The following is a 21,039-nucleotide window of genomic DNA, read 5'->3' as shown; positions in this document are numbered from 1 at the left end:
ATGACGCGAAGAGAAAAGAATTCCCTCTTTTCGCCGCAGGCGAAGAGAGGGTGGCCAAGCGTAGCGATGGCCGGGTGAGTCGATTACGCCACTAACTGATCAAATAATTTGTTCAAAGTAGCTTCGGCATCCAGTAGCAGGCCAGGATGCACCTTTGACGATTGTACCACTGTACTGCGAGTAGCCGTAAGCCAGCGGAAACGGGAAGCCAAATCCAGTTTGGCAATTGGACCTGCCTGTTTATCGCCGTGGCATATCCTTTCAAAGGAGTTGATATTATCTTTCAGGCAATCCAGATCCAGGCTGGGAGCCAGCGCGCTTATACGGGCCTCGTTCCACACAAACCTAACTTTCAGGAACTGTTGTTTTGGGCAGTAAATGATCACACCTACGTTAATAAATTCCTCGCGCTCTACCCTCGGCACAACGCGTACTACGGCGTACTCAAATAAGTATGGCTCTTGCATGTTGTGCTTCTTTTACAAAATTTTCAGACGCGGCTACGCGTGTGGTTAAAAAACGGTAATAAACATCGCGGCGTTCGGCAGGAGTGCCATTTTCCGAATCGTCGGTAAGCCATTCGTCAGGAATCAGGTTAACAATGGCCAGGATACGTTCATCGGTCAGGATAGCAGAAAATTCGGCGTCGACCTCATCCAGCAGCGAAGCCTGGGGCAGCAGTACATGATCCTTTACGGGCATAAAGGGGCGTATGGCCTGCTCGTCCCAGTTATACCAGGAATGGTGAAAATATAATGAGGCACCGTGATCTATCAGCCAAAGTTCCTTGTGCCACATCAGCATATTGGTATTGCGCGGGGTACGGTCCACATTGGTGAGCAGACAATCCAGCCACACAATTTGCGAGGCCGTTTTGGCATCCAGTGTGGTCACCACCGGGTCGAACGTAATAGCGCCCTGCAGGTAATGCAGTGCCAGGTTAAGGCCCACGCTAAATTTAAGCAGGTCCTGTATCTCTTCGTCAGCTTCGGAGCGACCAAAGGCTGGGTCGAGGTTGGCAAATACCAGTTCGGGCACGCGCAAACCCAGCAAACGGGCAATTTCGCCGCCTATCAGCTCGGCAATCAGAGCCTTTACGCCCTGGCCCGCGCCGCGGAATTTGAGTACATATAAAAACTCGTCGTCACCCTCGGCAATGGCAGGCAGCGAGCCGCCCTCGCGCAGAGGAGTAACGTAACGTATCACATTAATGGTTCTGAGTTGTGGTTCAGTGTAATTCATTGCAGCTATTCAAATGAAGCAGGCAAATATAATTAAAAACATAGCGGCGGCGGGTACCATTTATTGGCGCAAGTATTGCGTGGTGGTTGTGTATGAAGGCTGACTTGTGACTCTTCGACAGGCACAAGTCAGCAACCCGCCGGCAACCACACAATACTTGCGCTAAAGACGTATGATACCTGTCAACAAAACTTTTATATTTAATTATTGTAATGTAAATGTGAATTAACCTTTAAGAAACCATATGGCCCAAAATCACAAACAACCTGCAAAAGAAACTGTCGAAAAAGAACTCACTTATATCCAAAAAGTATGGCACACCGTAGCTATCGTGGCCCTGCTTGTAGTGGTGATATTGATAGCCCGGGTAGCTTTTAATGTACTGCTGATGGTGCTGGCTGGTGTGCTGGTATCAGTTTATTTTCATGGCCTGGGCGATATGATACAGCGCAAAACCAAATGGAGCCGGCGGGCTTGTATGATCATATCCATAGGAGGTACCTTTATTATCCTCACGGTTTTATTTTGGTTTATGGGAGCCAAGATCTCCAAGCAGATCACCGTATTGAGCGATTCTCTACCCCAAACGGTCAACACCGTTAAAGCAAAGCTGTCTGAATATCCTTTGGGCAATAAGGTGTTATTTTACCTGTCTGATGATAATTCCGATAAGCTGTTTGCTACCGCCAAGCAGTTCTTTAATACCAGTTTTGGTGTTTTGGGCAATATTTATATCATTATGTTCCTGGCTATGTTTTTTACAGCCAATCCCAATTTATATAAAGACGGCATCATTAAACTGATCCCTGCAGACCGTAAGGAGATCGGCCACTGCGTGATCGACCGGATCAGTACCGCACTCAAAGGCTGGCTGAAGGGTATGATGCTCTCGATGGTGCTGGTGTTTATTTTGATAGGTGTGGGTTTAAGTATTATGAGCATCCCGGTGGCGTTGGTACTGGCCCTGCTGACGGGCTTGTTAAAACTGATCCCCAACTTTGGCTCGCTGGCCGCCATGATTCCCGGCGTATTGCTGGCGCTTACCATAAGCACCAATACCGCCATCATTGTATCGTTGATTTATATTGTTTCGCAAACCATTGTGAGCAATATTGTAACCCCGCTCATCCAGAAAAAGATGATCGACCTGCCGCCGGCCCTCACCATATTGTCGCAGGTATTGATGGGTACACTTTCGGGCGTACTGGGTATTATACTGGCCGTGCCGCTGCTGGCCATTGTCATGATATTGGTTGACGAACTGTACGTGAAGAAAATCGAGGCGGAGGCGGAAGTTTTGAGTGTGGAGTCCTGAGGTTTGTTTGCGTCAGTATTAATAAATTATGTCATGGGTAGGTACGACGACGCAATCTCGTAGCTATTTTTGCGAATGTTGAATTTTTATCCGATCATTAAAACAGCATATCCATCCAAAATGATTTTTACCTACCAGGACCTGGAATCTATCGATCTGACCCAAGTTAACCAAATAGCCAAAGAAGCCGGAGCTGCCATACTCAGTATTTATAATCTATCACCTGGAAATATTGGCCTCATTTTGAAAGACGATCAATCGCCGCTTACAGCTGCTGATAAGTTGTCGCATGAGGTGATATTCAATGCCCTGACCGCCTTAACGCCGCAAATCCCCATTATTTCTGAGGAGGGTAGGGATATCCCCTATGAAACCCGCAAAAACTGGCCCTATTTCTGGTGTGTCGACCCGCTGGATGGCACTAAAGAGTTTATTAAGCATAACGGTGAGTTTACGGTGAACATCGCCCTTATCCATCAAAATACCCCGGTTTTGGGCATTATCTACATCCCCGTTACCAGCGAATTATATTACGGTGGCCAAAACATCGGCAGTTGGAAAGAGAGCCGGGATGGAACAAGCACTCACCTGCATGTCGATGTAAGCAACACCGGTTGGATAGCCGCTGGCAGCCGCTCGCACGCCTCGCCCGAAGAAACCGCGGTGCTTAGCCAGTATCCTGTAAAGGAAACTATTTCTGTAGGCAGTTCGCTTAAATTTTGCCTGATAGCCGAAGGGCAAGCCCATATTTATTATCGACATGGCCCTACCATGGAATGGGATACCGCTGCCGGGCAGGCCATAGCCACATTTAGCGGTGCAAAAATGACTTTGCTCAATGGTGAGCCCTTCTTGTACAACAAGGTATCGCTGCTTAATCAGGGGTTTTTGTGTAAGGTAAAATAGGCGCTCAGCTATTGGCCTCAGGCTGCAAAATATAGGTATTGAAAATTAACTGATCTTAAAGTAATTAGGATCATAACAAACGTTTGTGTTGAATTAATTATTAAGGCAGCGTGAGTTAATCATTAATTTCATCGATAGTAAACAGCAACAAAAGGTTTGAGCCCTGCTTAAAATACCAATGTTATTTAAATTATAGTATGAAACTTAAACACATCAATTTATGGCTTTTTTGTGCGGCGATGATGCCATTTTTGGCCATTGCCCAAACCAAGCCGGCCTATAATGAACTCCAGGTTTTCGATCATTCATTTTTTACCTACAACGGTAACGAATTTCGCAGTGCGAACGGTGCGCCAGGTCCAAAATACTGGCAAAACAAGGCCGACTATGTGATTAATGCCGAGCTGATAGAAAAGGATACCCTGATTAAAGGCAATGTAAGTATCAACTATACCAATAACAGCCAGGATACGCTCAATTACCTGTGGCTACAGCTGGATCAAAATCTGTTTAAGCCCGATTCTCGCGGAGCAGCGTCAACCCCGGTTAGCGGCGACCGTTTCGACGCCAAAGGCTATACCAAAGGCGGCTATGATATTGGCGCGGTTTCGGTTATCTATATGGGAAAAAAATATGTGATCAAACCTACTATTACTGATACGCGCATGCAATTGCGCCTGCCTTTTGTGGTAAAGCCTCATGGTGATCAGATCAACGTAAAAGTTGACTACTCTTTTTATGTACCCCACTATGGCGCCGACCGCATGGGGCGTTTAGGGGTTAAACAGGGCGTAATCTACCAACTGGCGCAATGGTACCCGCGTATGTGCGTGTATGATGATGTGAATGGCTGGGATACTTTACCTTATATAGGCACTGGTGAGTTTTACTGTGAGTATGGTAATTATGATTACTCGATTACCGTTCCTGCCGATATGATCGTTGCGGGTTCCGGCGATTTGCAGAACTCGCAGCAGGTATTAACTGCCGAGCAAAATAAGCGCCTGGCTGCCGCCGCTAAGAGTGATAGTTCGGTACACATTATTACCGGGGCCGAAGTAGGCACGGCGGGCATCAGACCAAAACAAGGAGGGACGTTAACCTGGCATTATAAAATGCACAATACGCGCGATGTATCCTGGTCGGCTTCAAAAGCATTTATCTGGGATGCTGCAAGGGTTAACCTGCCAGGTGGCAAAAAGGGGATGGCCAATGCGGTTTACCCGGTTGAAAGTAGAGGTTATGACCGCTATGGCCGCGCGGCGCAATATTTAAAAAACAGTGTCGAGTTTTACTCTCAAAACTATTTTGAATATCCCTGGCATTCGGCATTTGTGGTGGCGGGTGTAGCATTAGGTATGGAATATCCTGGAATTGTTTTCTGTAGCTACGAGATCAAAAAGGACGATCTGTGGCATGACATTACGCATGAAATGGGCCATAACTGGTTCCCGATGATTGTGGGCAGCAATGAGCGCCGCTTTATGTGGATGGACGAAGGGATGAACACTTTTATCAACGGATATGCCTCTAATTGGTTCAATCACGGCGAATATGGAGATACCAGCAGCATGGCCATACGTATGACCCGCAGTCTGATGCACGAAAAAGATCCATTGATGACTCCGCCCGAAGTAATGCACGATGGCGGCCAGTATTATTACAAAACCGCCTTGGCCCTGAATATTTTACGCAATGAGGTTTTAGGTGCCGACAGGTTTGATTATGCGTTCAATATGTACATCAAGCGCTGGGCCTACAAACACCCGCTGCCAGAGGATTTTTTCCGGACCATGAATGATGCAGCCGGCGAAGACCTGAACTGGTTCTGGAAGGAATGGTTTTATACCACCTGGAAGCTTGATCAGGCGGTTACCGATGTGAAATATAACAAAAATGACCCTACAGCTGGTGCTATCATTACTATTGAGAATTTAGGAGAAATGGCCCTGCCCATTACTTTAAAAGTGACTGAGCAAAGTGGTAAAGCTCAATTGATCAAACTTCCGGTTGAGGTATGGCAAAAAGGGGGTAAGTGGAAGCTGAAATGTAATACCACATCAAAAATAACCTCGGTCATAGCCGACCCGGACAGACAACTGCCTGATATTGACCGCAGCAATAACATCTTTAAATTGCCTGAGTAAAATTCAAATCAGATTAAGCGAAAAGATATAAATTGAGCGGAATATCCGCTTAAAAAGATACCGGATCAGTTTGGGCTTTGGAACCTCCATTCAACCCAAACTGATCATTTATACCCTGACGAAAGCTCCGCAGAATGTACGGACAAAGTGTATCGTTATATAGCACCTTTATTGAAGGCATCATAAGCACAAGGGATTATCGTTAAGGTAACCTGCCCGCCTGTTACCACTTAAAAATGTGCCTGTTACGTCGCCAAAAAATTAAAAGTTTTTACCTGTTTACTCAAAACAGGAAGCTTTTGGACTATAACCCCCAATTATATCAGCCTGTAAAGACCAAAAACCTTCTCCCGGCAGGGTCTTTCTGATTGATGTCTATGTATTTTATTGTTTATCAAACGTTTGTGTTGCTTAATCTTTTGTAAAACAAACGTTTGCGTGGTGTTTAGGGGGCTTCCATCTTGCTTTGTTTAGGCCATATTTCTAATTTCCAATATCCAAAAAACATAAAAAAAACCGACTGGAAATTTATTGACCAACTAATAATTAACACCAACAATGTATGATTAAAATTTACTCACAACCTGGCCCGGATTTCATGCAAGGTATTTTTTCAAAAGGCCGCTCCTGCGTTAGTCTTTTTTTAAAACTGGTTTGCTGTTATCTGTTTATAATGTTACCAACCTGGGCCAATGCCCAAACGGTAATTAATGGTACCGTAAAAGATACCAAGGGTTTGCCCGCCATTGGTGCTACAGTATCCGAAAAAGGAAATAAAAACACCGCTGTAACCGACATCAACGGTAAATTTAAATTAGCCCTTAAAGGTAAATCTGGAATTTTAACGGTAACCTATATAGGGTATAAACCGCAGGAAGTAACGATAGGTTCATCAAATGAAGTATCGGTTGTGCTGGAAGATGATTTGAATAAGCTGAACGAGGTAGTTGTAGTAGGGTACTCCTCTAAACAGGTATCGCAGCTGTCCAGTTCGGTTTCGGTTATTAACGGAAATAAATTAAGGGATGTTACTTCAAATGACCTGGTTAGCCTGTTACAGGGTAAAGCGCCAGGCGTAGTGGTATCATCCGCATCTGGCGATCCTTCGGCAGGGTCCAGCATCCTGATCCGTGGTGCAAGCAGCATCAGCGCAAGTACAAGCCCATTGGTAGTGGTTGATGGCAATATCGGTGGCACCTATAATCCTACGGACGTTGAATCGGTAACCATATTGAAGGATGCGGCTGCAACGGGCTTATATGGCTCAAGGGCCGCCAACGGGGTAATTATTGTGACCACCAAACAGGGTAAAGCGGGTTTAACCAGAATTGATGTAAACTCGGTAGTTGGTTTTAACAAGGCCACATTTGGTAATTTCCACCTAATGAATTCGCAGCAATTGTATGATTATCAAAAAACATTCCTTACCCCAGATCCATCGGTATTAAATAACAATACCAATTGGCTCGATCTGGCTTTCAGAACCGGCGTTACACAAAATCATACCATTTCTGTTTCGGGCGGTAGTGATAAAACACAGTTCTATGTCTCAGGGAATTATTACAAGGAGCAGGGTACTTTAATTGATAATGCTAAAACAGCTTATAACCTGCGTTCAAACCTCACCACAAAACTAAGCGATAAGGTAAAGCTAAGTGTTTTTCTGAACACCATTTATACCAAGGATAATAATCCAACCAGCCTTTTTACCGGCAATGCGCTGTATGATGCTTATTTAAGCATGCCGTATGACCCCGCATATAATGCTGATGGCACACCAACCGACGGCAGAACTTATCCGGGTTGGGTAGGCCGCGATAAAGAGAACTTTTTACAAGGCTTGCAATATAACTTTGCCAATGCGAAGAGCCTCAACACCAGCGGCGATTTTAATATAGACTATGCCATAACCAAACACCTCAGTTTTGCAACTTATAACCGCGTAACGCTTTATAACTATCGTGATGAAACCTATTACGACACGCGTACTAAGGATGGTGGGGCAAACTCCGGAGAATTATATAACAGCAGTTCGTTCAGCAGTACTTTGTTAACCTCCAACAGGTTAAAATATGATAACAGCTTTGGTAATCATAATTTAACGTTACTGGCAGTTGGCGAGGGACAGAAATATCATTATGATGACCAATACCTGAACGGAAAAGGTTTGCCTGCAGGGAGCCCGGTAATGTCAACCGCAACAGATATTATCAGTAACCCAAGCGGTGGTGTGGATGAGTATAATTTCCGCAAATACCTGGGTCAGGCCGATTATAACTATGCCGGTAAATATTTCCTGGTAGGTTCATATGTGCATGAGTATTCTTCTCGTTTTGGCAGCAACAATCCGAGCGGTAACTTTTACCAGGGCGGAGCTTCATGGATACTGACCAAGGAGGATTTTATGCAAAACATTAAAGCAATTAATTTCCTGAAACTACGTGCCAGCTATGGTACAACGGGTAATGCCGAAATTGGTAACTACGCAGCATTAGGTTTGTACAGCATTGATCAGTCTGCAAGTTACAATGGTGCGCCAGGTTCATATCCGTCGCAAAAAGCCAATCCTAATCTTACCTGGGAGAAAATGAAAACGGCTAACATCGGTTTAGACCTGGGTTTGTTTAACCGCATTGATATTAATATTGATGTGTATCAAAAAACATCAAGCGCCTTATTATTTAAGAAACCGCTGCCGGCAACCTCCGGGTATAATTATGTATTTGAAAACATAGGCTCGGTACGTAACCGCGGATTGGAGATCAACGTGAATTCGCGAAATCTTATCGGCGCTTTTAAATGGGAAACCAATTTTAACATCGCCTTTAACCGCAACAAAGTATTATCCTTAGATGCCGGCGAATTAATGGCTGCACCAGGTGCTTCACTGCCAATTGCTGTTGGTCATGATATGAATGAATGGTATATGCCGGTATGGGCAGGGGTAGATCCGGCAAATGGTAAACCACTATGGGAAAAATTAGTTACCGATGCCAGTGGTAATGTAACCAAACAAACAACCAGTGTTTATTCACAGGCATCGGCATCTAAACAATTTACCGGTAAATCAGCATCACCTAAATTTACCGGCGGTATCACCAATACCTTTGCTTACAAAAACTTTTCATTAAGTACCTTCCTTAATTTTGTTTCCGGCAACTATGTATATAACGATAGCCGTGTTTATTTTGATAATGATGGTTTATATGATAGCTATAACGCCATGGTACCGGCCAAGGGCTGGACACGCTGGCAAAAACCAGGGGATGTAGCAACCGAGCCTAAAGCTATACAGGGGGGTAATGCCAATTCCAACTCTACTTCAACCCGCTACCTCGAAAATGGCAGTTACCTGCGCTTACGTAACGTTACCCTGGGTTACCAGTTACCTCAAACCTGGTTAAATAGCTTAAAGATCAGAAGCGCCAGGATATTTGTTAGCGGCGATAACCTGGTAACGTTCACCAAGTTTACCGGAACCGATCCGGAAGTAAGCCTGAGTGACAGTGGTATAGGTACGTCGAGTTTTAAATACCCCATCAGCAGAAAAATATTGTTCGGTGTGAATGTTGGATTCTAAAAAAAACGAAAATGAAGATTTTAAAATATATAAAAATAATGCTCATTGTTGGCCTTTTAGGATCTATGGTGAGCGCGTGTAAAAAAGTAGAGCCATCAACCGCTATTGATGAAAAAGTAGCTTTGGGTGATTCCTCGCATATAGCAACGGCTACCATTGGTAATTATGCCGTGCTCAGAAACCCGGATTATGTAAGAAGCGGACATTTCCTGATGGAATATCCTGGTGATAATATAGCACAGGGACAACCTTCATCTGATGATCTTTCACGGTGTTACAGGTATAATCAAATTCCGACCGGGGGGCATGCAACTAATTTTTGGAAACAGGCTTACCACCTGGTTGCAGCTGCCAACAAGATCATAGCTGCTATTCCCGATAACGCCTCAGTTAGCCTGAAAGAGCTTAAAGGCGAAAATCTGTACCTCCGTGCCATGGCCGAATTTAACCTGGTGCGTATTTTTGGCAGGCCATATTCACAAGGCAATGGCAACAACCCTGGCGTACCGATATTAGTAGAAACCAGTACCGATATTGCTCCGGCCCGTAGCTCGGTAAAAGATGTGTATAGCGCTGTACTGACTGATCTTTTAAAGGCGGCCGATCTGATGACATCATCTAATACCAATGTGTATGCCTCAAAAGAAGTGGCTTACGCTTTATTATCGCGCGTTTATTTATATATGAACGATTATCCCAATACCATTAAATATGCCAACCTCGTGATCAATTCCGGTCGTTATGGTTTGCTACAGGGAGGTGATTATAAAGGTTACTTTAGCGGTGTACCCGAAAATAACAAGGAAACTATTTTCTGTATCAAATATACCAAAACACAGGATCAGGGCTTTAGCGCTATTGGCTCTATGTATTACAGCGGGCAGGGGCCGGATGGCACCAGTTCTTTAACCACTCCCGGTGGACAGGGCAATACCGGTTGGGGCGAGATATATGCCTCAAAAACTTATGTAGAAGATCTGGATAAATACCCAAATGACCTTCGTCATAGCTTTATAGCGCCATACACCATTTCTGGTGTTTTACAGTATAACCCAAAGCTAACGCCCAAAACACCGATGTATTACATTACTAAATACAGTTTTCAGGAAGGCATAGTAACCCTGAGTTCGCCGGTATACCTCCGTTTGGCCGAAATGTATTTAAACCGTGCTGAAGCCAATGCTAAACTGGGTAACAATCAGCCGGCGCTTGACGATGTCAACATCATTCGTACCAGGGCGGGTATACCAACACTTACCCAGGCAACAGCCGGCGATGTATTAAGTGCTGTGCTCGAGGAACGTCGCCTGGAGTTTGCTTTTGAAGGGCAGCGCTCTTATGATCTGTACAGGAATAATTTGCCTATGGTACGCAACTACCCGGGTACACATGCGCTGAACAATACCCCAACAACCAATATTATGCAAACCGTAGCGCCTACAGACCCGCGGGTGGTATTCTATATCCCTCAAACAGAAATTGATAACAATCCAAAACTTACACAAAATCCTTAAAATAACAACGCTTACCATGCTTTAGAAATAGCATGGGTTGGCACAACAAACAGATATTTTATTTATAGTTACATTAGGAGGGGGTAACTCCCTCCTTTTAACTTTATATCTGCTGATTTATACATATTATGAAAAAACAGTTTTTCGCTATCTTCATTCTGTTATCCGGTTTTGCGGCGCAGGCTCAAAAAATACCTTATACTAATTGTAAAAACTGCTGGCTGCCCGATTCGTTGGGGAACCACCGGGTAGTTTTAACTTTTACAGGCACAGGCAAGGCAGCTAAAGCGATAATTCCCTGGAGAAGAAGGGATAACGACCCGGAAAACAAGCGGGTGATTATTGAAGATGCCAAAACAAAACAAAAAATAACCAACGTAAAACTGGACGCCATTACCCGCGAAAGCGGCGAAGTGGTTTTTGAGCCCACATCGGGCAAGGGAACTTACTTTGTATATTATATGCCTTATAAAAATGAGGGCCGGTCCAATTATCCAAGGGGGATCTATTTGAAACCAGAGAACACGGCTTCACCTGCATGGTTAAACAGTTTAGGCGCCAATATCCCTGCGGCCACGGTAAAGGAGTTTCAATCGATAGATGCGTTCAATAGCTTTTATCCCATGGAAGTGATCGCCACCAAAAGTGAAACGGACGCGCTGATCGCTAAACATAAAAATGAATCGTTTTTAGTATTCCCGGAGGATAGACTGAACTCCATCCGCATGACCAAAGATCTGCCGCAGCGTTGGATAGCACTTGGTCCGCAAAGTAAATATACCGCCTCAGCTCTGCGTGGTGAAAACTTCTCGTTCCAGTTGGGTATATACGCCCTGCAAAATCTGGATGATGTAAAAGTTACTTTCAGCGATCTGAAAAGCGCGACTGGTAAAAAGATCCCGGCTTCGGCTTTGTTCTGTATCAATACCGGCGGTACCGCCTATGATGGTTCGCCGCTAACGAAAACGGTAAGCGTAGCTACAGGAACTATCCAGGCCTTATGGTGTGGTATAGATGTGCCTGTAAGTGCCTCTGCGGCTGTTTATACGGGCAAGGCTACCATCAGTATCAACGGCAAAGCATCGAAAGGAATTCAATTGTTGGTGAAAGTGAACCCGGCATTGGCCAGAAACGGTGGTGTGGATGAACCCTGGAAAATGACCCGCCTGGGCTGGTTGAACTCTACCATGGCGCAGAAAAATACAGTGATAGCGCCATACAAACCACTGGTGATAAAAAATAACACGGTTGAACTGTTAGGCAGAAAAGTTGAAGTGAACACCGATGGTTTTCCCAAACAGATCCAAACTTTCTTTACGCCCGAAATGACCGAATATGCCGATGCACCTAATAATCTGCTAACCGAGGCTATTCATTTCCATTTCCTGAATACGGCAGGTAAAAATATCAAACTGAAAAGTCAGGGCCTGCAATTTACCAAACAGGAGCCGGGTACCGTACAATGGACGGCCACGAGTGCCAACGATAGTCTGCAGATGGAAGTGACTGCTTCCATGGAATTTGACGGTTTTATAGCCTATACTGTTAAGGTAAAAGCCCTGCAGGATGTGAGTTTTAAAGACATTACCATGCACATTCCCTTTAAACGGGATGTAGCCAAATACATGATGGGTCTGGGTCAAAAAGGCGGCTATCGCCCCGAAAATTTTGAATGGAAATGGGATGTAACGCATAAAAATCAGGATGGTGCCTGGATAGGCAACGTGAACGCCGGTTTGCAATATTCTCTGCGCGATGAAAAATATGTTCGTCCGCTCAATACCAATTTCTACCTGCAAAAACCGCTCATCCTGCCATCGTCATGGGGTAATGGCGACAAAGGGGGTATCAACGTAAAAGACGATGGCAAAGCGGTATTGGCTAACAATTACAGCGGCGAGCGCAAACTAAGCAAAGGCGATGTGTTGTATTATAACTTCAACCTGCTGATCACACCTTTCCATACCATCAATACCGATTTTCAGTGGGCTACCCGGTTTTATCATGCCTACAAGCCTATCGATACCATTAAACAGGCCGGCGCTACGGTGATCAATATTCACCATGCAACAGCTATCAACCCCAACATCAATTATCCGTTCATCGCCTGGAAATCCATGAAAGCTTATGATGATTCGGCACATGCTGTAGGTTTAAAGGTGAAGATCTATAATACCATCCGCGAGCTCTCCAACCACGCATATGAAACCTTTGCTCTGCGCAGCCTGGGGCACGAGATCTATTCGCCGGGTAAAGGCGGCGGGTTTAGCTGGCTGCAGGAACACGTGGGCGATGATTATATTGCCGCCTGGTTTGTACCTGAAATTAAAGACGCGGCCATCATCAACAGCGGTATGAACCGCTGGCACAATTACTATGTAGAGGGTATGAACTGGCTGACTCAAAACGTGGGCATCGACGGTATTTACCTGGACGATGTGGCCTTTGACCGTGTAACCATGAAACGGGTTAAAAGGGTATTGACTAAGGATGGTCACCCTGGTATTATCGATCTGCACTCGGCCAACCAGTACAACAAAAGCGATGGTTTTAACAACAGCGCCAACCTGTACATGGAGCATTTTCCATACCTCAACCGGCTGTGGTTCGGGGAGTATTTTGATTATGAAAAGAACAGTCCTGATTTCTTCCTGACCGAAGTGAGCGGTATCCCATTTGGTTTGATGGGCGAAATGCTGCAAGGCGGCGGTAACAAATGGCGCGGTATGGTTTACGGCATGACCAACCGTATGCCCTGGAGCGATGGCGCCGACCCACGCCCGATATGGAAAGTTTGGGATAATTTTGGCATCAAAGGCACCAAAATGATAGGTTACTGGGTTGATGACAATCCTATAAAAACCGATCATGATAAAGTATTGGCAACTATTTACAAAAAAGATGGCGCTGTACTGGTTTCCATAGCCAGTTGGGCGGATACAGATACGGAGGTCCAGCTAAAAATCGATTGGAAAAAACTGGGTATCGACCCATCAAAGGCAACAATCACCGCACCGGAGATCAGGAGTTTTCAACCAGCCAAAACATTTGGCTTGAATGATAAGATCCCGGTTGAAAAAGCCAAAGGATGGTTGCTGATCATTAAATAAACAATATGATTAATAAAAAACAAATAAGCAGGATACTATGCGCCTGCGCCACTTTTACACTGCTGCAATTGAGCAGCCAAGCTACCACGCTCCCGGCAGACAGTACGCTTAAAGTACCGCTGGGCGGCAACGCCTGGGTAAGCAAAAACGGGCAGGCGGCCATTGACAGCGCCGGCCTCATCAACTGGAGCAGCAATACCGATGTGGTGAGCGTATACGTGCGCCTGGAGGCAGCTGGTGATCTGAAAATTGCGCTTAGGCTGCAAGTGCCGGAGGGTAGCAGCACCATCAAAGTATCGGCAGGGCAAAGTGTGTTAACCAAAACGGTATCCAATCATGAAACCGCAGTTGTTGATTTTGGCACCGCCCATATTAAAGCCCCCGGCTATCTGCAAATAAAACTGCAGGGTTTAAAAAAGAGCGGCAATGTATTCGCGCAGGTGAGCGATCTGTTGCTGAGTGGTCCGGCTACTGCCAATGGCGCTGAGTATACCAAAGATAATCATGGCAACTATTTCCACTGGGGACGCAGGGGGCCGTCGGTTCACCTTAATTATCCACTGCCCGATGAAGCCAAAACTACTGCCGAATGGTTCTATAATGAAGTGACTGTACCCATAGGCAACGATGTGCTGGGTTCGTACTTTATGGCCAATGGTTTTACCGGCGGCTATTTCGGTATGCAGGTAAATTCACCTACCGAGCGCCATGTACTGTTTTCTATCTGGAGCCCGTACAATACCGACGATCCTAAAAGTATCCCCGATAGTTTAAAGATCCACCTGTTAAAGAAAGGAGCGGGCGTACACGGCGGGGAGTTTGGCGGCGAAGGTTCGGGCGGTCAAAGCTACATGAACTATCCCTGGGTAGCGGGCAAAACCTACGCCTTTTTGATCCATGCTCAGGCCGACGCCGCGGCTAAAACCACCATATTTACGGCGTACTTTAAACCTGCCGATCAAGCTACCTGGCAATTGGTGGCCAGCTTTAAACGGCCTATGTCGGGCTTTTATTTAAAAGGATTGTATTCGTTCCTGGAGAATTTTGATCCGGAGATGGGTATTACCGAGCGCCGGGTAAACTTTGGCAATGGCTGGCTGGTAGATACCGCAGGCAAATGGTACCCGCTCACCAAAGCTCTTTTTACCGGCGATGCTACCGCAAATATCAAATACAGAAAGGATTATGGCGGTGGTGTACAGGGCGATCATTTTTATCTCAGAAATTGTGGATTTTTTAATGATTTTTCAACTCTCAAAACCGATCTTAGCCGTCCGCAATCAGGCGCTCACCCCAGTATAGATTTTAATAAATTACCATAAAGTGAGTGGTGAATTGTGAATAGTGAGTAGATTATCAAGGTGCATTAGATTGCTTAGAAAAATCATAATACCAACCATTCACCACTCCCTATCACCACTCACTAAAATAAAACAACCGTGAAAAAATACCTTTTACCCTTACTCTTTTTATTACCTGTGCTATGTTTCGCGCAGGACAAGCATATTTTCAGCCTCAGTAAAAATGAATTTCTGCTGGATGGCAAACCTTTCCAGATCATCAGCGGCGAAATGCACCCGGCGCGGATCCCGCGCGAATACTGGCGCGACCGTATCCGCATGACCAAGGCCATGGGTTGCAATACCATCGCCGCGTACATATTCTGGAACTATCATGAGGCTACTCCGGGTGTTTTCGACTTTAAAACGGGCAATCATGATATTGCCGAATTCATCCGCATTTGTAAGGAAGAAGGCATGTGGGTATTGCTGCGTCCCGGTCCGTATGTTTGTGCCGAATGGGATTTTGGCGGATTGCCCTCATGGCTGTTAAAAATTCCCGATATTAAAGTGCGCTGTATGGATAGCCGCTACATGAATGCGGTAAGCCGTTATGTGGCCCGCCTGGCCGCCGAGGTTAAATCGCTGCAATGTACCAATGGCGGCCCTATCATCATGTCGCAGATCGAGAACGAGTACGGCAGTTATGCTAACGATAAAACCTACCTGGAAGCCCTGCGCAAACTATGGTTGCAAAATGGTATTACTGTACCCTTTTATACTGCTGATGGCGCTACACCTTACATGCTGGAAGCCGGTAATATCGACGGCGCGGCTATCGGTTTAGACAGCGGTACCAGCGACGAGGATTTTGCCCAGGCCACTAAACGTAACCCCAATGTACCATCATTCAGCAGTGAAACTTATCCCGGCTGGTTAACCCACTGGAAAGAGAAATTTGCCAAACCCGATACCAATGGTCTCAAAAAAGAAATTACCTATCTGTTGGAGAATCATAAATCATTTAACCTGTACGTGATCCACGGCGGTACCAATTTTGGCTTTACCGCGGGTGCCAACGCTTTTTCGGCTACCCAATACCAGCCCGATCTCACCAGTTATGATTACGACGCGCCCATCAGCGAGCAGGGACAGGCAACGCCCAAATACTATATGTTGCGCAACCTCATCAGCAAATATGTAAAATACAAGATCCCGGCAGTCCCGCAGGCCGCTAAACCTATCAGCATACCGGCTATTACTTTAGCGCCGCTCACCAGTATCTGGCAGCAGCTGCCCAAACCCTTCCTGTCGCCGCAACCGCAGCCAATGGAGTATTACGACCAAAACCAGGGTCTGATGCTTTACCGCACCAAGCTCATCGGTCATAAAAAAGGTACCCTTACCATTACCGAACCGCATGATTACGCTATGGTTTTTGTTGATGGTAAACTGATTGATACCGTTTACCGCGATGGCGGAAAATGGAATATCAAGATCCCCGAAAGCAGCAGTAAAGACCCGGTACTGGATATTTTGGTAGAAGGCATGGGCCACATCAACTTTGCCCAGTACATCATCGATCGTAAAGGCATCACCGATCGGGTAACCCTCAATGGCATGACCTTGATGGACTGGCAGATCTACCCCTTACCGATGACCGAAGCTTTCATCAAAACACTGAAACCCGCAAAAGCCGAAGCTGATGCTAAAGGCATGTTCTTTAAAGGCACGTTTGACCTACGGGAAACCGGCGATACGTTTTTCGACCTGAGCAATTATGCCAAAGGTATTATTTACGTTAACGGTCATAACCTGGGCAGGTACTGGAACACCGGTCCGCAGCAAAGGTTGTACTGCCCGGCATCATGGCTCAAAAAAGGAAGCAATGAAATTATCGTATTTGATTTCCACCAGAACGAAGCCAAAACCATTAGTGGCAAAACCACTTTGGAGTAAGCTATAGAATTAAGAGGTTAGAATCAGGAATCAAGACATCGCCCCATCAAGCGTCCACGCTTGATGGATGTTTAAATAAGCGTCAACGCTTATTTTTATTACTGTGGATGTAAGCGTAGACGCTTGAACTGGCGGGTGAACGAAGCACCTATTGTACAACAGACATTGTTGAAGAAGATCCTTCGCCTCGCTCAGGATGACAACTTTATTTGTATAGTTAAAATTTATGAAGCGGGTGTCAGCATGATACCCGCTTTTTGTTATTATTTTTATAAATAAATAGCTAAATTCAACATAAAAAGTCGTGATACTTGATACTATCTACTTGATACTAAATGAAAACACTTATTGACACTAAAGATTACCAGGGCATTGAGCAGGCCCTTTCAAATAATCCAAGTTTGGCTAATGAAGGCCTCCCATATGATAGTGTGAACACCACCAGGGCCCACCCGCTGCACCGGATCTGTGACGGTGTGTTTTCCGGAACGTATACCGACGCCGAAGCCGTAAAAATGGCCCGGATATTTTTAGCGCACGGGGCAAATGTGAATGGTAACGGATTGGTAGAAAAACAGGATACCCCACTTACAGCCGCGGCAAGCCTGCATGCCGATCAGGTTGCGCTTTTATACATCGAAAACGGCGCCGATTTAAATCACGCCGGCTGTCATGGCGGTACTGCCTTACACTGGGCAGCCTGGTGCGGAAGGGATAAAGTAGTTGAAAAGCTGGTAGACCAGGGGGCAGAAATTAATAAAATATGTATCGACTTTAAAGCCACACCGCTCTTTTGGGCTGTTCACGGATTAAAGAACGGAGGCGCAACCAGTTCATCCAATTATTTGGAATGCGTCAGGATCCTTCTCCAGGCGGGCGCCGATAAAACTATCCCCAATTGTGATGGAAATATAGCTTTTGAATTATTAGATGACGGGGATGTGGAATTAAAAGCGTTATTAAGCTAAGATTAAAAACCGGGGAAATACAGGTAATGAAGATCAATAAATATAACCTTTTGCTTTGCGGTTTTGTTGTTTTGTTATTTACAATCATAAACTATTTCGGTAGTCGCGATGATAAAAAGAAATTTCACAAATTTTATGATAGTACTATCAATGGACGACTTACGGACATGATGCCGCATAAAGCAGTGGTTGATATCACAGTTAACAATCAAAAGTTACGTTTGCTCCTATAGATATTAATAATCAAACTGAATTTATATTTTTTGTAAAAAAAGGTGACAGTGTTTTTAAGGAAGCTAAATCAGATACTTTAAAGGTTGTTCATAATGGAAAAGCATATTTATACACATTTGTAAAAATGTGACTTACCGCAGTCACTTGACGGGAGCTCATAGGTGTTCGGAAGATTAAAGGATAAATAAACCCATTGCATTTTATTGTCGATATGCTCCGTAAGGAGCTACCTGTTTGTAGAAGTACAAGACAAAATATCTTTTTGCTCCGTAGGTGCAACCCTAAATGAGCAGGTAAATTGTATAAGGATAACCTCTACGAGGCATAAAAGAGGGCGATGTGGTGCTATAAACAGGTAGCTCCTAACGGAGCAAGATTAGCGATAGCGTATCTCGTTGGGGCCCGTGATACCCATCATTATCAAACGTTTGTGTAGAAGTTAAAGGCTTCATAAACCCCTTTTTCGGTTAATCATCCCTAATTTCGGTTTTTAAACCGGATATGGATAGTATTTTAGTAATAGGCTCAAACGGGCAGATAGGCACCGAACTGATTGACGCCTTAAAGGAAACCTGGCCCGCGTACCAGGTCATTAGCTGCGATATAAGACCACGTAAGCAGCTGAAAGGCGACTTGTTTGTACAGGCGGATGTTAATGATATAGAGCGGCTTAAAACCATTTTTGAGCGGTATCGTATCAAACAGGTATACCTGCTGGCCGCATTGTTATCTGCCACCGGCGAAACCAAACCCCGCTATGCCTGGGATCTTAACATCAACGGTCTGCTTAATGTACTCGATCTGTCGGTAGCTTACCGGGTCGAAAAAGTTTTCTGGCCCAGTTCTATCGCGGTGTTCGGTCCGGGTTCGGCCAAGGATGGTACCCCGCAGTTTGGCGAAAAGGATCCGCAAACGGTTTATGGCTTCAGTAAACTGGCCGGCGAAAACTGGTGCAATTATTACCGCGAGAAATATGGACTGGATGTACGCAGTATCCGTTATCCCGGCCTCATCAGCTGGAAAGCCGCCCCCGGCGGCGGCACTACCGACTATGCGGTACAGATATTTCACGATGCCATAGCCACCGAAAATTACCAATGCTTTCTTTCGGCCGGTACGCGTTTGCCCATGATGTATATGGACGATGCTATCCGCGGTACCATCGAGCTGATGCAAACCCCGCTGGAGAAACTAAAAGTATTCCGCTCGTATAATCTGGGCGGTTTTAGCTGTACCCCGGCCGAACTGGCAGCCGAGATCAGCGAGCACATTCCGGGCTTTTCCATCAGCTATCTCAAAAACGACCTGCGCCAACAAATAGCCGACAGCTGGCCGCGATCAATTGACGACACCGAAGCTCAAAAGGACTGGGGCTGGCAGCCCAGATTTAATCTGGAAGCCATGACCGTTGATATGATCAAACACCTGTTGCTGATGATATAATTAATTATTGAATTAGTGATTTATTGAATTATTGATTTTGCCTGAAATACAATTGATCACCAATACTTTTTAAACTTTTCAAAACACGTCAAAACCGTGATTGAATTTGTTAAAAAGTGTTAAAATGAGGGTTTTTGAACAAATTTTAGGCCGTTTTTACCCGGTTTTTGGCCAGAAAAGTGTTAAAATTTAAGGTTTAAAAAGTTTTTTCACCATCATTTGGACTGACTTTGTGGGGCGGAGACCAACTGCATAAATTTATCTTCGCAGGCTATATATTTTTCTAAAAGGGTAAACTGGTTACGGGCCCTCAGCAGGTTGTGTCCGGGATAGCTGGAGCCATAGTAAATATCATTGTTCAGATAATCTGTCAGAAAGCGGATGGCCTGCATATAGATCATAAATTTGCCGGAATACACAAACAGATCCCGCTCACCTTCGGTTAAGTTGGTATTCATTTCCGACAGGTAGCCTTCTACAATAGCCGCGAAAAAATCTTCGCGCACATGGATAAGGGAAAGGTCCTGTTCTTCCTCATTGGCAGGGGAGAGGTAGGTACGCATCATATCGCCCACATCGCTGATATAGTAACCCGGCATCACGGTATCCAGATCTATGACACAGAGGCCTTTATGGTCGGCATCAAACAAAATGTTACTAATCTTGGTGTCATGGTGAACCACGCGTAAAGGAATCAACTGATCGTGCATGATGGATTGGTGCATATCGGCAATATCCCGGTGATGGAAAGCCCGGTCAACAGTGTCCCAGGCTTCAGCTAACCGTTCAGCTCCGGCATTTTTTACTACCCGTTTAAAAGTCTCAAACCGGCCAGACAGGTCGTGGAAGCCAGCCAGGGTATAATGCAGGCCACTTACATTAAAACCAGCCAGCAAATTGGTGAATTTGGCAAACTGACGTGCTGCCTCAAAAGCCTCGTCGCGGGTTTGTACCGTGTTTAGGGTAATGGAGTTTTTGATAAACGGAAACAGGCGATAGTATTCGTTATCGGTATATTTAACCATGTAATCGCCGGTTGTGGTAGGCAGGGACGCTACAAACAAATAATCGGGATAACGCTTTGATAGATAATCGTCTATTTTGTTGGTGTTTTCGGCTATATGTTCTGGTGTTTTAAAAACGTTTTTATTGATCTGTTGCAATATAAACTCGTTATCGTTTTTAAAACCGGTTATTTTCCAGGTTCGGTTGATCAATCCTTCGCCAAATTTTTCAATATGATAATCGTGTGCGATAAGGCCAAAGGATTTTAGGATAACATCAAACATTTACTAAGTTTTTTAAGGTTTTTTGAATGCTTAAACCAAACCTAATTAATAA

General features: G+C 45.0%; 13 protein-coding genes. 10 read left to right on the top strand and 3 right to left on the bottom strand.

What is annotated here, in order from left to right; genetic code table 11:
• Positions 1-83 precede the first annotated feature (83 nt).
• Positions 84-467: a DUF3037 domain-containing protein gene (locus ACNURT_RS20475; protein WP_419699309.1), complete on the bottom strand. Its 384-nt coding sequence runs from the start codon at positions 465-467 to the stop codon at positions 84-86.
• The gene (locus tag ACNURT_RS20470; RefSeq protein WP_370996069.1) at positions 445-1,242 is read right to left on the bottom strand and encodes a HipA family kinase; all 798 of its coding nucleotides are present in this window, start codon (positions 1,240-1,242) and stop codon (positions 445-447) included. Before ACNURT_RS20470 ends, ACNURT_RS20475 begins: the two co-directional genes overlap by 23 nt.
• Before the next feature lie 244 nt (positions 1,243-1,486).
• On the opposite strand from ACNURT_RS20470, the gene ACNURT_RS20465 reads away from it, so the two are divergent.
• The 10 genes from ACNURT_RS20465 (at position 1,487) to ACNURT_RS20420 (ending at position 19,698) form a co-directional block, all read left to right on the top strand.
• Positions 1,487-2,557, top strand: a complete 1,071-nt coding sequence (locus ACNURT_RS20465; RefSeq protein ID WP_419699308.1) for an AI-2E family transporter — start codon at positions 1,487-1,489, stop codon at positions 2,555-2,557.
• 120 nt (positions 2,558-2,677) lie between these two features.
• Positions 2,678-3,463, top strand: a complete 786-nt coding sequence (gene cysQ, locus ACNURT_RS20460) for a 3'(2'),5'-bisphosphate nucleotidase CysQ (protein WP_419699307.1) — start codon at positions 2,678-2,680, stop codon at positions 3,461-3,463.
• A 197-nt stretch (positions 3,464-3,660) separates the two neighbouring features.
• Entirely contained in the window at positions 3,661-5,610 is a 1,950-nt protein-coding gene (locus ACNURT_RS20455; protein WP_419699306.1) for a M1 family metallopeptidase, read from the top strand.
• A gap of 562 nt (positions 5,611-6,172) precedes the next feature.
• Entirely contained in the window at positions 6,173-9,190 is a 3,018-nt protein-coding gene (locus ACNURT_RS20450; protein WP_419699305.1) for a SusC/RagA family TonB-linked outer membrane protein, read from the top strand.
• An 11-nt stretch (positions 9,191-9,201) separates the two neighbouring features.
• Positions 9,202-10,704 (top strand): RagB/SusD family nutrient uptake outer membrane protein, encoded by a 1,503-nt coding sequence (locus ACNURT_RS20445; protein WP_419699304.1) that lies wholly within the window; start codon positions 9,202-9,204, stop codon positions 10,702-10,704.
• Positions 10,705-10,832: 128 nt separating this feature from the next.
• The gene (locus ACNURT_RS20440) at positions 10,833-13,814 is read left to right on the top strand and encodes a glycoside hydrolase domain-containing protein (RefSeq protein ID WP_419699303.1); all 2,982 of its coding nucleotides are present in this window, start codon (positions 10,833-10,835) and stop codon (positions 13,812-13,814) included.
• 5 nt (positions 13,815-13,819) lie between these two features.
• Positions 13,820-15,136 carry a DUF3472 domain-containing protein gene (locus ACNURT_RS20435; RefSeq protein ID WP_419699302.1) on the top strand — a complete coding sequence of 439 codons (1,317 nt, stop codon included), beginning with the start codon at positions 13,820-13,822 and terminating at the stop codon, positions 15,134-15,136.
• A gap of 117 nt (positions 15,137-15,253) precedes the next feature.
• Entirely contained in the window at positions 15,254-17,053 is a 1,800-nt protein-coding gene (locus tag ACNURT_RS20430; protein ID WP_419699301.1) for a glycoside hydrolase family 35 protein, read from the top strand.
• Between the two features lie 335 nt (positions 17,054-17,388).
• Positions 17,389-18,021 carry an ankyrin repeat domain-containing protein gene (locus ACNURT_RS20425; RefSeq protein WP_419699300.1) on the top strand — a complete coding sequence of 211 codons (633 nt, stop codon included), beginning with the start codon at positions 17,389-17,391 and terminating at the stop codon, positions 18,019-18,021.
• 735 nt (positions 18,022-18,756) lie between these two features.
• Positions 18,757-19,698 carry an NAD-dependent epimerase/dehydratase family protein gene (locus tag ACNURT_RS20420; RefSeq protein ID WP_419699299.1) on the top strand — a complete coding sequence of 314 codons (942 nt, stop codon included), beginning with the start codon at positions 18,757-18,759 and terminating at the stop codon, positions 19,696-19,698.
• A gap of 215 nt (positions 19,699-19,913) precedes the next feature.
• On the opposite strand, the gene ACNURT_RS20415 is transcribed toward ACNURT_RS20420, so the two are convergent.
• The gene (locus tag ACNURT_RS20415; RefSeq protein WP_419699298.1) at positions 19,914-20,987 is read right to left on the bottom strand and encodes a phosphotransferase enzyme family protein; all 1,074 of its coding nucleotides are present in this window, start codon (positions 20,985-20,987) and stop codon (positions 19,914-19,916) included.
• Between the last annotated feature and the right edge of the window lie 52 nt (positions 20,988-21,039).

Source organism: Mucilaginibacter sp. NFX135 (assembly GCF_048565145.1).
GTDB lineage: Bacteria > Bacteroidota > Bacteroidia > Sphingobacteriales > Sphingobacteriaceae > Mucilaginibacter.
The sequence above is the reverse complement of the archived record's forward strand: the minus strand, read 5'-3'. Positions and strand labels throughout refer to the sequence as shown.